Source organism: Angelakisella massiliensis (genome assembly GCF_900104675.1).
Classification (GTDB): Bacteria; Bacillota; Clostridia; order Oscillospirales; family Ruminococcaceae; genus Angelakisella; species Angelakisella massiliensis.
In genome coordinates this window covers 740025-753428 of record NZ_LT629944.1, presented here as the reverse complement: position 1 = coordinate 753428, position 13404 = coordinate 740025, and the positions used below count along the sequence as shown (strand labels likewise).

The window sequence follows — 13404 nt, the reverse complement described above, 5'->3', positions numbered from 1 at the left end:
ATGCAGGAAGAAATCACCCAGGGCGCGGTCTCCCTTTCGGTGGAGGCGGGCAAGATGACCGCGGACCTGCTCCAAAAGGCCCTGAAGAAGGTGCTGGAGGAGATGCAGAAAAAGCCCTCCCAGCGCACCCTCCGCCAGGGAAAACAGACCCTTCACCAGCTCAAACAGCATGGGGCTTCCCTGACCAACATTGAGATCACGGAGCAGAACATCAAGGCGTTTTCGGCGGTGGCGAAGAAGTACGACATCGACTATGCCCTGAAAAAGGACCCCCATACAGACCCCCCGCACTACTATGTGTTTTTCAAGGACAAGGACAAGGACCAGCTCCAACCGGCTTTCAAGGAGTTCACCGCCATGACCCTGGACCGGGAGAAGCGCCCCACCATCCGGGAGCGGCTGGCCCAGGCCCAGGAACAGACCAAGACCAAGCACCGGGAACGGGAGAAGGTCAAGGCCAAGGACCGGGAGGTGGCGCGATGAGCGACAAGGTGAAAAAGCTGGTGCTGCTCAACCTCCCGTATCTCATCTTCGTGTATCTCTTTGACAAGCTCTGCCAGGGGGTGCGGCTGGCGCCTGGGGCGGACGCCTCGGAGAAGCTGCTCCACATCGGGCAGGGCTTTTCGGCGGCCTTTGCCAGTCTGGCACCCAGCTTCCATCTGGTGGATCTGTGCGTGGGCGCCGCCGGCGCGGTGCTGATCCGGCTGGTGGTCTACTCCAAGGGCAAGAACGCGAAGAAATATCGCAAGGGCATGGAGTACGGGAGCGCCCGATGGAGTGCATAATTTTAAGTGTAAAGGACACCTACATGGACGCACAGGAGGTTATGCACATGACTGATTATAGCAAAATTACCGCCCTTTACTCCCGCCTTTCCGTGGGCGACGAGGACAGGGACGGCGGTGAGAGCAACAGCATACAGAACCAAAAAATCTTTTTGGAGAACTATGCCAGAGGACAGCACTTAACCAATATCCGGCACTACATTGACGATGACGAAAGCGGCAGATTTTTTGACCGTTCTGCCTATTCCCGCATGATGGACGATGTAGAAAACGGAAAAATCGGTGTCTGCATTATGAAAGACCTGACGCGCTGGGGGCGCGACTATCTCCAAGTTGGCAACGCTATGGAGATATTCAGACGGAACAATGTGCGCTTTATCGCGGTCAACAACGGGATAGACAGCGAGAAGCCCGACACATTGGAGTTTGCGCCCTTTATCAACATCATGTCGGAGTGGTACGCAAAGGACATCAGCAAGAAAGTAAAGACCGGCATTAAAACGAAGGGCATGAGCGGAAAGCCGATTGCCACCGAAGCCCCCTACGGCTATATGAAAGACCCGGACAACAAGGATTTTTGGATAATCGACGAGGAAGCCGCCGAGGTTGTGCGCCTTATTTTCCGTCTGTTTATCGGCGGGAAGAACCGCAACCAAATCGCCGTATATCTGACGCAGGAGCAAATCCCTACCCCTACTTTCTACATGAAAGACCGGGGACGGGGAACGTGTAAAAACAAGGCGCTCAATGAGGATAACCGCTACAAGTGGAACAAAGTCACCTTGACCCATATCCTCACGCGGCAGGAGTATTGCGGCGATGTAGTCAACTTCAAGACTACAAAGCATTTCCGGGACAAGCGGAACCACTATGTAGACCGGAGCCAATGGCAGATAACCGAAAATGTGCATGAGCCGATTATTGACCGCGCCGACTTTGAAACCGCACAGCGGATTTTGGAAAACGCGCCCGTCAGACGCCCCAACGGGGACGGGGAAATCCACCCTTTGTCGGGCTTGCTTTTCTGTAAAGATTGCGGCGCAAAAATGCACATCCGCATAGATTACAGAAACGGCGGCAAGCGGCACGTTGCCTATTGCAGCGAGTACCACAAGGGGAAAGCCAAAAACCCCAAGTGCCATTCCCCACACATCATTGACGCTGACTTGCTTATGCAGACCGTCGCGGAAGTGCTGAAGAAAATCGAGGACTAGAAGAAAAAAGCTGATCAACAACACCGATATTCCTCAGCACCAGATTGAAGCAATCGCCCGCTGCATCCTGCCGGACATTCTGGCCTTCTATGGGAGCGAGGAAGGGCAGCGGGAGTTTTCTGAATGGAAGAAGCAGAGAGAAATGGAGAAGCAAGAGGCAAAACCAGAATAAGGGCATAGAAAAAGCGGGGTGTCATCCGAAAATGGTGGCACCCCGCCTTTTTTGCGTTTATATGGATTTCTTCTTTTTCCGTGGTTCTCTTGGCTTGGAGGTCGGTTTACGCTCCACTCCGTTGCGGAAATAGGTGCTTTCGTAACGGTCAAAGAAAACAAATAATCCGAACCCATCTCCTATCGGAAACAAGTTCGGATTATATTGGTTTGGTGCGGATAACAGGACTTGAACCTGCACGTCGTGGACACTGGACCCTAAAACCAGCGCGTCTGCCAATTCCGCCATATCCGCAAATGTGGGCGGCAGGGGTTCCTGCCGTTATTTTGTTGTCCTCTGTTTTTACACGGCGAGGAGACCGCGACGGAGCATTGCACTTGACCTACAACTATAAAATATAAAAGTGCTGTTACTTATGCCTGTGTTCAACTTTATCCGATATACTTCCGTCTTTATTAATTTTTCTGGTTGCCCTAATTGTGGAGCCATCTGGTTGCTCAAAAGTTTTAGTAACACGTGCGGTATGTTTTCCTGCCCAAGTTTCCGTTTTGATGGGATCATTTCCAGGAAGTGTTGGTAATTTATTCTTTCCCATTAGTTAAGATTACCTCCCCATTAGAAATAACTATTAAAAAAACCGTTCACTGAGGTGACAGCACCTAAAACCAGCGCGTCTGCCAATTCCGCCATATCCGCAAGTATGAGCGGCACAGCCTGCCGCTTTTTGTTTCCCTCTACTTTTACTCGGGGAGGGAACCCGAGGCGGGGCAAAACGCCTGATCCGCAGTCCCTTCTATTTTCACACGGGGAAGGCGCCCGGGGCGGAGGGAAAAACCCTTGATCCGCAGATATAAAAACAGGAAAATCCTGCTTTTACCAAAATGAAAAATCCATCTTGTGAGCAATTTCCGCCAGCAAACAAGACGGCTTAAATGATATTTTACTCTATTGGCAGCTGCCCTGCAAGAGGAAAATATACATTTCTTTTATTTTGCCGCTGTAAGAAAAGACCTGAGAGCAGAAAAATCCGTTCCAGGCAATGAAAGAAAATGCTCCGCTTCGCTAATCAGTTCCAGCTGATGGGCATCCGAATCGGTAACAATGTGAAAACGGCTTTGATAGTGTTTATTTTCGGGCAATGAAAAGAAATGTTCCGGCCGGGCTACCTCGACAGTGGTAAAGGGCAGATGCTCCGGGATGCAGCCAAAGGCAGATAAAATACTATTGGCGCTTTTATCAATATGGGCAGGAAAAGCAAAGCCGCCATAATGTGCCGCAAAAGCGGGAACATCGTCCACCGACAGGGAGGTGGCGTTGATCAGCAGCCGGTCTATTGTTCCCAGTAAATTTTCCTCTTGGTCCCGGATCTCCTGCCTGCCGAAAATCTCCTCCCGGTTTGGCACCGGAGGCAGCAGGGATTCCGCATAGGCCCCCGCCGCTTCTCCCTCATCAAATCCAGGAAAAAGACAAACCACATGGATTTCCTCCGCTGTGGTCAGCTCGATCCCGGGAATGACCGTCAGCGGCAGCTCTTTCGCGGCTTCCGCCACTGCGCGGGCATTGCGGCAGCTGTTGTGATCGGTCACAGCGATCAGCTGCAAGCCTTTGAGCCAGGCCATATTGGCGATGTTGGGCGGGGTCATCAGATCGTCACCGCAGGGGGACAGGCAGCTGTGGATGTGAAGATCATAGAAAACTTTTTCCAAAGCAGCTCCCTCCTTTGGAGACACAACTTTTATTGAGCCATTTTTACCGCTGCTTCAAATACAGGAAGAGAAGTGCGCAGTACGGTAACGTTTTCCGCTTCCGCCCGGGCCTGAGCGTCCGCGTCCAGAGGCATATTTTCCGCCAGCACAATGCAGGCGACATCCGCCAGCACCGCCACAGCGATGGAATTGAGATTTCCCATTACCGTCACCCAGGCGCTGTCTGCCGGGGCACGGCCCATGACGATACTCAAAAGATCACAGCAGTAAACACCTTGCACCTGACGCAGGCCGTCACCACAAGCCAGAGTGAAGCCGTTTTTTTCCGCCAGTTCTTTTGCTGTGCTCATATCTTTTCCTCCTCCTTTTGGGATTGCGCGGATTGCTTCAGGGTTTCCATCACTGTTTCCAGCTTCTCCCGCAGCAGATAAACGCAGCTGTCCTCGGTGGCGTGGCCCAATACGATATCCTCCGCCAGAGCATGACAGGAGGGAGCGCCGCAGGAGCCGCAGTCCAGCCCGTAAAGCCGTTTTTCGATCTCCTGGATTTTCCGCATCTTCTGCATGGCCTTGACAGGGTTGTTATCCAGCCGCATCACCGGCTGATATTCCACCTCCTGCTCCCACTTGGCCTCCTTGGGCACCCGGTCCTCAATGTGATTGCAGGAGACGGGACGATAGTGGCCCAAACGCTTTAAGCGGGTGGCTGCCACATAAGGATTTTCAATGTTCAGCACCCCGCCCACGCAGCCGGAGGAGCAGGCGTTCAGCTCCACAAAATCCAGATCGTGGAGCTTTTCATCCTCCATATTCTCCAGGATGTGGATCACATTTTCGATGCCGTCAGCTGCCAGATAGCGCTCGTGAAGGGTGGCGGCGGCCTCTCCGCCGCTGCGGCCCCAGCCGATGCCCATTCTGCCGGAGGTGGACAGCTCCGCCGGATTTTCCGCCACCTTTTTCATGGCGGACAGCAGCAGGGGATAAACCTCACTGACCGGTACCGCCAGATCGATCTCGCTGTGGTCGCTGCCCAGAGGCTTGCGGACAGCGGTGACCTTGGCGGGACAGGGAGAGATGAAGATGACGCCAATCTTTTCCGGGGGCAGGCCGGTCTGACGCATAGCCTGACGCCGGGCCAGCCGTGCGGCGATTTCCACCGGAGCGTGGATGGGAAGGACATGATCCAGCAGCTGGGGAAAACGGATTCTGATCAGCCGCAGTACAGCGGGGCAGGCGGAAGAGATGACCGGGCGGGGGAGAGGTTCCTGGCTCATCAGTTTTCTGGTGCAGTCGGATACCAACTCCGCGGCTCCCGCAACCTCATAGACCATGTCAAAGCCCATGGCCCGCAGTCCGTCCAGCACAATGTCGATGTCATCCAGGTTGTTGAACTGCCCATACAGAGAGGGGGGTGGAAGCGCTATTTTATACTCAAAGCGGTTCCAGGCCTCCAGATGGTCCGCTACCGCCTTTTTGGCGTGGTGGGGACAGACCCGGATACACTCGCCGCAGTCAATACATAACTCCGGCAGGATGCAGGCTTTGCCCCCCCGAACCCGGATGGCTTCAGTGGGACAGCGTTTGACGCAGGTGATACAACCCCGACAGGCGGACTTGTCCAGGGTGACCGAGTGGAAATACGGTTCCATAGGGTCCTCCTTTCAGCAGCCGCCGGGGCGGCGCAGATGTCGCTAAAAATGCAGGTTCAGTGCCCCTGGGTGAAAAACTCACAGGAGCTGCTGATCATAATGGGCCCGCTGGCCGCCGATAAACTTGGGGCGGGTTCTGGCACAGACCAGATTGGCCTGACCAATGCGCCGCATCGACAGCCGTACCGGAACCGCCACATCGGCCAAATGCATCCCGATGAGGGTGTCGCCGATGTCCATCCCCGCCTGGGCACGGATATGCTCCACCGCTGCCGGTTTCTGGCAGGCATTGTAAAACGCGGTGGCAAAGGAGCCTCCGGCTTTGGGCTGAGGCACCACGTTCACCAGTTCCAGTCCTCTGGCCAAAGCTGCCTGGCGTTCCAGGATCAGGGCACGGTTGAGATGCTCGCAGCACTGGGCCGCCAGAAAAATTTCGTGTTCCCGGCAAACAGGCAGAATGCCCTCCAGGATGGCCCCGGCCACATCGGTGCTGGAGTTGGTGCCGATCCGCTCTCCCAGCACCTCGCTGGAGGAGCAGCCCACCACCAGCAGATCTCCGGGGGAAAGCTTTGCGATATTAATTAATTCTTCTGTGGCCTGACGGCAGAGAAGGGTGATCTCTTCCAGATTCATAAAGTCATTGCTCCTTCACTGAAAAGGCTTTTGCTTCCGGGGCCATATCCCGGCCAAGCTCTCTCCGCTGTTCTGGCGGAAAGAGAAGCTGGCTGCCTGATGATAACGAAAACTTACTTGTCCCTTTCCCTTTGACGCAGCCGGAAAGGGGCAAAAATCCTGGGCTGTTGGAGGGAATTACAGATATACCCGCATGGTGACAGTGGTCCCCACGCCCACAGTGCTGTCAATATGCATTTCATCGGAATATTTTTTCATATTGGGCAGGCCCATTCCGGCGCCGAAGCCCAGATTTCGCACCTGAGCGGTTGCTGTGGACCATCCCTCCTCCATGGCCTTGGCCACATCGGGAATACCGGGACCATGGTCCGTCAAAACGATATCCACCGCCTCGGGACCGATCTCCACATCGATCTCGCCGCCTCCGGCGTGGATGACCAGGTTGATCTCCCCTTCATACATGGAGATGGCTACCTTCCGTACCACGTCGGGGCGGATGCCCAGTTTTTTAAGGATGCTTTTAATGGAGCCGGAAGCCTCACCCGCCCGGGTAAAGTCATCTCCCGGTACGACAAAATGATAGGAAAGGCCGTTTTCGGTGACGGTCTCAGTCATGATGACTCAGCCCTCCCTTCAGTCCCCCCTGGTACAGCAGGCCGCAGGCGGTGAACATCCGGTGAGGGGTGGTCATGACGGCAATTTCCTTCTGCTTGGCCAGCGCCACGATATCCTCTCCGGGAGTTTTGCCCCGGACAAAGATGACGCAGACCATGTCCATCATTTCGGCGGTCCGGATCACCTGCTGGTTCATCAGCCCTGTCAGCAGGACCGCCTGATCTTTGACATAAGCCAGAACATCGCTCATCATGTCGCTGCCGCAGGCGGTGTTCACCGTGGAAGAGAGCAGCTGGTCGCCGCACAGCAGCTGGGCGTCCAAAATATCCTTTACCTCCTGTAGTGTCATTGGGCGTACTCCTTTCATTCATTAAAAGGGGTCTCCGGCAGGGAGACAGGGGTGGATAAAAATTCTTTCCATGAAGGAAAACCGGGAAGGCCGCCGGAGAGCTTTTGGATAAAATACATTATAGCACCCAAAAAAAAGAAAGACAATTGCATAAAATGTAGAAATTATGCCCAGAGCATAAATGGAAGGTAGAATTTGAGGGATAAAGATGTTACAATATTAACAAACAAAATGCGGATTTCTGCCCTTCTCAAATTGGAGGAAGAGCGGGGGATGCTGTTTGTTTTATGGGACAGTTCCGGCGGGAGCCGGACGGCGGGGGAATCTATGCGGCCTCCGTCCGGGGGAGAGAATTGCTGCCGACGCATAGCGGCGGAACGGAGATAGTTGAGATGGCGAATAAGATCTGCAAAATTCCTTTCAAAGGGACTCCGAACCAGGAGAAAGAACTGAAAGAAACCATTGCCAGACTGAAGGGACAGCAAGGGGCGCTGATGCCTATTCTCCAGGAAGCTCAGGGTATTTACGGCTATCTGCCCATTGAGGTGTTGGAGATGATTTCCCGGGAAATGGATATTCCTCTGGAGGAAATCTACGGTGTAGCTACCTTTTACTCACAGTTTTCCCTCAACCCCAAGGGCCAGTACAAGATTTCGGTTTGTCTTGGTACGGCCTGCTACGTCAAGGGCGCGGGCGCGGTTTTTGAGCGTTTGAGCGAAAAGCTGGGTATTCAGAGCGGCGAATGTACCGCCGACGGCAAGTTTTCCCTGGAAGCCTGCCGGTGCATCGGCGCCTGCGGACTGGCCCCTGTTATGACCATTAACGACGAGGTTTACGGACGTTTGGTGGCCGATGATGTGGACACCATTCTGGCCAAATATATGGACGACTGAAAGGGGCTGAAGGGGGCATGATGCAGGAGCTTTCCCTCAATGTGCTGGATGTGGCGGAAAACTCGGTGCGGGCAGGAGCCTCCCTGGTGGAAATCACCATAGAGGAGGATACCGCCGCCGACCGGCTGACCATCACCATCACCGACAACGGCTGCGGCATGACCCCGGAACAGGTGGAGCGGGTGCAGGACCCCTTCTTTACCACCAGGACCACCAGACGGGTGGGGCTGGGGGTACCCTTTTTTAAAATGGCGGCGGAGCTGACAGGCGGCGGACTGACCATCCGCAGTCAGGTGGGCAAAGGCACTGCCGTCACGGCTGTATTCGGACGCAGCAGTGTGGACCGGATGCCGCTGGGAGACATGACCCAGACGCTGCTGACCCTGATTGGGGGCAATCCTGAAATTGATTTTGATTATATCCGCATTCTGGATGGCCGCCGCATGGAAGCGGATACCAGACAGTTCCGGCAGGTGCTGGAGGACATCCCTCTGAATACGCCTCAGGTGCTTTCCTTCATCGGGGAGTATCTGGAGGAGAACACCAAAGAACTGCTGAACCCGCCGCCCTGTGAGCCATAGAGCGGAAAATGCTTCCGGCCCCTGCGGGGCCCGCGTACCGGAGCGGTTCCGGTAAAATGAACGGAGGTAATGAATCATGAAAAGTCTCGCGGAACTCCAGGCATTGAGAGACCAGATGAAAAATAAAATCGGTATCCGCCATGACAGCGACACCAACATCCGTGTTGTGGTGGGCATGGCCACCTGCGGCATTGCCGCCGGGGCACGTCCCGTTCTCCAGGCCTTTACCGAGGAGGTGGCCAAGCGGAACCTGACCCATGTTTCGGTGCAGCAGACCGGCTGTATCGGCATCTGTCAGTATGAGCCGGTGGTGGAGGTGTATGCTCCCGACCAGGAGAAGGTCACCTATGTGAAGGTCACACCGGAGATGGTTCCCACCATTGTGACCAACCACATCGTCAACGGTACCCCTGTAACGGAGTACACCATCGGCGCCAGCGGTAAGTAAGGAAGGGAGGAAGCGCAAATGTATCGTTCTCATATTCTGGTGTGCGGCGGCACAGGCTGCACCTCCTCCGGCAGTGAGCGGATCATCACCGCCTTTGAAAAGGAGCTGGCCGCCACTGGGCTGACCCAGGAGGTAAAGGTCATCAAAACCGGCTGCTTCGGCCTGTGCGCTTTGGGCCCGGTTGTGGTGGTCTATCCTGAGGGCGCCTTCTATTCCCAGGTCAAGCCTGAGGATATCCCCGAGATCGTGGAGGAGCACCTGATCAAAGGCCGTATTGTCAAGCGTCTGCTGTATTCCGAAACAGTGGAGGACAATGCTGTCAAGAGCCTCAACGAGACTGATTTCTATAAAAAGCAGGTTCGTGTGGCGCTGCGCAACTGCGGTGTCATCAACCCTGAGGATATCAATGAATACATCGCCTATGACGGCTATATGGCCCTGGGCAAGGTTCTCACCGAAATGACCCCCGAGCAGGTGATCCAGACCATTCTGGATTCCGGCCTGCGGGGCCGCGGCGGCGGCGGCTTCCCCACCGGACGGAAGTGGAGCTTCGCGGCGGCTCAGCCCAAGGGTCAGAAATATGTCTGCTGCAATGCTGACGAGGGTGACCCCGGTGCTTTCATGGACCGTTCCGTGCTGGAAGGCGATCCTCATGTGGTCATCGAGGCTATGGCCATTGCCGGTTATGCCATCGGCGCCAGCCAGGGTTACATTTATGTCCGCGCCGAATATCCCATCGCGGTCAAACGGCTTCAGATCGCCATTGGTCAGGCCCGGGAGATGGGCCTTTTGGGCAAGGACATCCTGGGTACCGGCTTCGATTTTGATCTGGATATCCGCCTGGGCGCCGGCGCCTTTGTCTGCGGCGAGGAAACCGCGCTGATGACCTCCATTGAGGGACACCGGGGCGAGCCCCGTCCCCGTCCGCCCTTCCCCGCGGTGAAGGGTCTGTTCGGCAAGCCCACCGTCCTCAACAACGTGGAGACCTATGCCAATATCCCCCGGATCATCCTCAACGGAGCCGACTGGTTCCGCTCCATGGGTACCGAGAAATCCAAGGGCACCAAGGTGTTCGCTTTGGGCGGCAAGATCCACAACACCGGTCTGGTGGAAGTGCCCATGGGCACCACCCTCCGGGAGATCGTGGAGGAGATCGGCGGCGGTATCCCCAACGGCAAAAAGTTCAAGGCGGCCCAGACCGGCGGCCCCTCCGGCGGCTGCATCCCGGCGGAGCACCTGGATATCCCTGTGGACTATGACAACCTTATCGCCATCGGCTCCATGATGGGCTCCGGCGGCCTCATCGTTATGGATGAGGACACCTGTATGGTGGATATCGCCAAGTTCTTCCTGGAGTTCACCGTGGACGAGAGCTGCGGCAAATGTACTCCCTGCCGTATCGGCACCAAGCGGCTGTATGAGCTGCTGGATAAGATCACCAAGGGCAAGGCCACCATGGATGATCTGGATAAACTGGAAAAGCTCTGTTATCACATCAAGGAAAACGCCCTCTGCGGTTTAGGCCAGACCGCTCCCAACCCGGTGCTTTCCACCCTCAAGTATTTCCGGGATGAGTACATCGCCCATATTGTGGATAAGAAATGTCCTGCCGGCGTCTGCAAGGCGCTGCTGACCGTTCAGATCCTCCCTGACAAGTGCAAAGGCTGCACCATCTGCGCCCGCAATTGTCCCACCGGCGCCATCACCGGCAAGGTGAAGGAACCCCATGTCATCGATCCGGATAAGTGCGTCAAGTGCGGCGTCTGCATCGAGAAGTGCCGGTTCGGCGCTATTGTGAAGAAATAAGGGAGGAGGATGAGTATCATGAAAATGGTTAATTTGAAAATCAACAATCTGCCTGTCACCGTGCCGGAAGGCACCACCATCCTTCAGGCGGCGCGGCAGCTGGGTATTGAGATCCCCACCCTTTGCTACCTCAAGGATATCAATGAGATCGGCGCCTGCCGTATCTGCGTGGTGGAAGTCAAGGGCATGAAAAATCTGGTGGCCTCCTGTGTTTACCCCGTGGCTGAGGGAATGGAGGTGCTGACCAACTCCAAAAAGGTGTTCGCTTCCCGGAAAATCGACCTGGAGCTGATCCTTTCCACCCACGAGCGGAAATGCCTTTCCTGCGTCCGTTCCGGCAACTGCGAGCTGCAAAAGCTGTGCAAGGACTTCCGGGTTTATGATGAGGATATGTACGACGGCGAGAACATCAAATATGACTTTGACGACAGCGCCAAGCACATGATCCGGGACAATAATAAATGTATCCTTTGCCGCCGCTGCGTAGCTGCCTGTGACAAGTGGCAGGGTGTGGCGGTCATCGGCCCCAACGAGCGCGGCTTCAAGACCCATATCGGCTGCGCCTTTGATACCAATCTGGGGGATGTGGCCTGTGTCTCCTGCGGACAGTGCATCGTGGTCTGCCCCACCGGCGCTCTGGCCGAGAAGGACAATACCAAGGATGTCTGGCGTGCCCTCAACGATCCCACCAAGCACGTTCTGGTTCAGACTGCTCCCTCCATCCGTGTCACTCTGGGTGAGGCCTTTGATATGCCGATCGGCACCAATGTCAAGGGCAAGATGGTTGCGGCGCTGCGGCGGCTGGGCTTTGACGGCGTCTTTGATACCGATCTGGCGGCGGATTTCACCATTGTGGAGGAAGCCCATGAGCTGATGGAGCGGATCAAGCACGGCGGTCCTCTGCCGCTGATCACCTCCTGCTCTCCCGGCTGGGTCAAGTATTGTGAACACTACTATCCTGACTTTGTGGAAAACCTCTCCACCTGCAAGTCTCCCCAACAGATGTTCGGCGCTCTGGCCAAGACCTGGTATGCCAAAAAGACCGGCATCGATCCCAAGGACATCTTTGTGGTGGGTGTTATGCCCTGTACCGCCAAGAAGTTTGAGGTCTCCCGTGAGGACGAGGACGCTTCCGGCTATCCTGATGTGGATGTGGCCATCACCACCCGTGAGCTGGCCCGGATGATCGACCGTGCGGGCATCAATTTCCCGTCTCTGCCTGACGAGGAGTTCGACCAGCCCCTGGGTACCTCCACCGGCGCCGCGGCCATCTTTGGCGCTACCGGCGGCGTGATGGAAGCGGCTCTGCGCACCGCGGCGGACTGGATCGCCGGCGGCGGCGACACCAAGCTGGAGTTCACCGAGGTCCGCGGCATGGAAGGCGTCAAGGAAGCCAGCTATCAGCTGGGTGACCTGACTGTGAATGTGGCGGTGGCTTCCGGCCTGCGCAATGCCAAGAAGGTACTGGATCTGGTTCGTTCCGGAGAGAAGACCTATCACTTTGTGGAGATCATGGGCTGCCCCGGAGGCTGCGTAAACGGCGGCGGTCAGCCCATCCAGCATGCCCGCGTGCGGAACAATGTGGACCTCAAGGGCCTGCGGGCGGCTGCTCTTTATGAAGAGGACCGGAACCTGCCGGTGCGGAAATCTCATGAGAATCCCGCCCTCAAGGAGATTTATGCTGCTTTCTTCAAGACCCCCGGCAGCAGTGTGGCTCATCAGATCCTCCATACCTCCTATCGCAAGAGAGACCGTTTCTTCACACATCAGATGAAATAAAAGAAAGTTTGGCTCAGGCCCCGGGAGACTGGTTCTCCCAAGGTTTGGTATGCAACAGGTCTGATGTATTTTTGGGGATAGGCAAATACTTTTGGTTGATGCGGATCCTATGATATTGTTTTTTGCGGCACGGACACCCCCGAAGGACGATCCTTCGGGGGTGTGTTTTGTGTCCTGGAGCGGAGGCAGATGCAAGCTGTCACTGCCAGCGAAAAGAGAAAAGCACACCTTTTCGCTTATTTGATACAGTCTGCCGGAATGTTTTTCAGTGAAATCAAAGTTTTATAAATTGTCCGGAAAGGGCGGAAACAGAGGAGAAAGGTACTATTTTCACCTAAACCTGGGAGAAACAGGGAAAAAAGCCGCCTTAAGCCGGAAAAAAATACTGCAAACCACTTGCCAAGGAAGGAAAAACAAGCTATCATAGGGTCAGCAATCCGTTGCTTCAATAGCGATGAATAAAAAGGAGTTTTTTTTATGGTTTTTGAGAAAGTAGCCCAGATCCTGGCCGAGCAGTTGGATGTGGATGTGGATGAGATCAAGCTGACCACTGACATGGTGGATGACCTGGGAGCCGATTCTCTGGATATCGTGGATCTGGTCATGACTCTGGAGGATGAGTTTGACATTGAGATCCCCGATGAGGATGTGGAAGGTGTCCGTACTGTGGGCGACCTGGTGAAGTATCTGGAGGATAAGGCCTGATTCCGGCCCCCGCTACAGCTGAACAAAAAACTGATCAGAGGGCGTCATTACCAGCGACCCTCTGATTTTT

14 protein-coding genes, 1 tRNA gene and 2 pseudogenes are annotated in these 13404 nt (G+C 55.3%); 9 read left to right on the top strand and 8 right to left on the bottom strand.

The features are described 5' to 3' along the window. The 3 genes and pseudogenes from BQ5383_RS04090 to BQ5383_RS04080 all read left to right on the top strand — a co-directional run. Entirely contained in the window at positions 1–483 is a 483-nt protein-coding gene (locus BQ5383_RS04090; RefSeq protein ID WP_071429477.1) for a PcfB family protein, read from the top strand. Beyond that, positions 480–776, top strand: a pseudogene (locus BQ5383_RS04085) (recombinase); the annotation flags it as partial. The gene BQ5383_RS04090 and the pseudogene BQ5383_RS04085, both read left to right, overlap by 4 nt. A gap of 32 nt (positions 777–808) precedes the next feature. Next, positions 809–1996: pseudogene (locus tag BQ5383_RS04080) on the top strand (recombinase family protein); the annotation flags it as partial. Positions 1997–2381: 385 nt separating this feature from the next. Here BQ5383_RS04080 and BQ5383_RS04075 read toward each other — a convergent pair. The 8 genes from BQ5383_RS04075 to BQ5383_RS04045 all read right to left on the bottom strand — a co-directional run bounded on the left by BQ5383_RS04075 (position 2382) and on the right by BQ5383_RS04045 (position 7122). Beyond that, a tRNA-Leu gene (locus tag BQ5383_RS04075) sits at positions 2382–2465 on the bottom strand. 115 nt (positions 2466–2580) lie between these two features. Beyond that, positions 2581–2766 carry a hypothetical protein gene (locus BQ5383_RS20595; RefSeq protein WP_139193337.1) on the bottom strand — a complete coding sequence of 62 codons (186 nt, stop codon included), beginning with the start codon at positions 2764–2766 and terminating at the stop codon, positions 2581–2583. A 391-nt stretch (positions 2767–3157) separates the two neighbouring features. Beyond that, positions 3158–3877 carry a PHP domain-containing protein gene (locus tag BQ5383_RS04070; RefSeq protein WP_071429473.1) on the bottom strand — a complete coding sequence of 240 codons (720 nt, stop codon included), beginning with the start codon at positions 3875–3877 and terminating at the stop codon, positions 3158–3160. 29 nt (positions 3878–3906) lie between these two features. Further along, positions 3907–4227 (bottom strand): DRTGG domain-containing protein, encoded by a 321-nt coding sequence (locus BQ5383_RS04065; RefSeq protein ID WP_071429471.1) that lies wholly within the window; start codon positions 4225–4227, stop codon positions 3907–3909. Next, a complete protein-coding gene (locus BQ5383_RS04060) occupies positions 4224–5525 on the bottom strand; it encodes a [Fe-Fe] hydrogenase large subunit C-terminal domain-containing protein (RefSeq protein WP_071429469.1) in 1302 nt (433 codons plus the stop codon). Before BQ5383_RS04060 ends, BQ5383_RS04065 begins: the two co-directional genes overlap by 4 nt. Positions 5526–5603: 78 nt before the next feature. Further along, positions 5604–6158, bottom strand: a complete 555-nt coding sequence (locus BQ5383_RS04055; RefSeq protein WP_071429467.1) for a TIGR01440 family protein — start codon at positions 6156–6158, stop codon at positions 5604–5606. 177 nt (positions 6159–6335) lie between these two features. Beyond that, positions 6336–6773, bottom strand: a complete 438-nt coding sequence (locus BQ5383_RS04050) for an ATP-binding protein (RefSeq protein WP_071429465.1) — start codon at positions 6771–6773, stop codon at positions 6336–6338. Further along, entirely contained in the window at positions 6766–7122 is a 357-nt protein-coding gene (locus BQ5383_RS04045; RefSeq protein WP_071429463.1) for a DRTGG domain-containing protein, read from the bottom strand. Before BQ5383_RS04045 ends, BQ5383_RS04050 begins: the two co-directional genes overlap by 8 nt. A 392-nt stretch (positions 7123–7514) precedes the next feature. Between BQ5383_RS04045 and BQ5383_RS04040 the strand changes: the two genes are divergently transcribed. The 6 genes from BQ5383_RS04040 to acpP all read left to right on the top strand — a co-directional run bounded on the left by BQ5383_RS04040 (position 7515) and on the right by acpP (position 13334). Further along, complete coding sequence (locus BQ5383_RS04040) at positions 7515–8015, top strand: NADH-quinone oxidoreductase subunit NuoE family protein (protein WP_071429979.1); 501 nt, start codon at positions 7515–7517, stop codon at positions 8013–8015. Between the two features lie 17 nt (positions 8016–8032). After that, complete coding sequence (locus tag BQ5383_RS04035) at positions 8033–8596, top strand: ATP-binding protein (protein ID WP_071429461.1); 564 nt, start codon at positions 8033–8035, stop codon at positions 8594–8596. 76 nt (positions 8597–8672) lie between these two features. Further along, positions 8673–9044: a (2Fe-2S) ferredoxin domain-containing protein gene (locus BQ5383_RS04030; protein ID WP_071429459.1), complete on the top strand. Its 372-nt coding sequence runs from the start codon at positions 8673–8675 to the stop codon at positions 9042–9044. An 18-nt stretch (positions 9045–9062) separates the two neighbouring features. Then, positions 9063–10850, top strand: coding sequence for an NADH-quinone oxidoreductase subunit NuoF (gene nuoF, locus BQ5383_RS04025; protein ID WP_071429458.1), 1788 nt, complete (start codon positions 9063–9065; stop codon positions 10848–10850). An 18-nt stretch (positions 10851–10868) separates the two neighbouring features. Then, a complete protein-coding gene (locus BQ5383_RS04020; RefSeq protein WP_071429456.1) occupies positions 10869–12629 on the top strand; it encodes an NADH-dependent [FeFe] hydrogenase, group A6 in 1761 nt (586 codons plus the stop codon). 477 nt (positions 12630–13106) lie between these two features. Next, the gene (gene acpP / locus BQ5383_RS04015; RefSeq protein ID WP_071429454.1) at positions 13107–13334 is read left to right on the top strand and encodes an acyl carrier protein; all 228 of its coding nucleotides are present in this window, start codon (positions 13107–13109) and stop codon (positions 13332–13334) included. Positions 13335–13404: the final 70 nt, after the last annotated feature.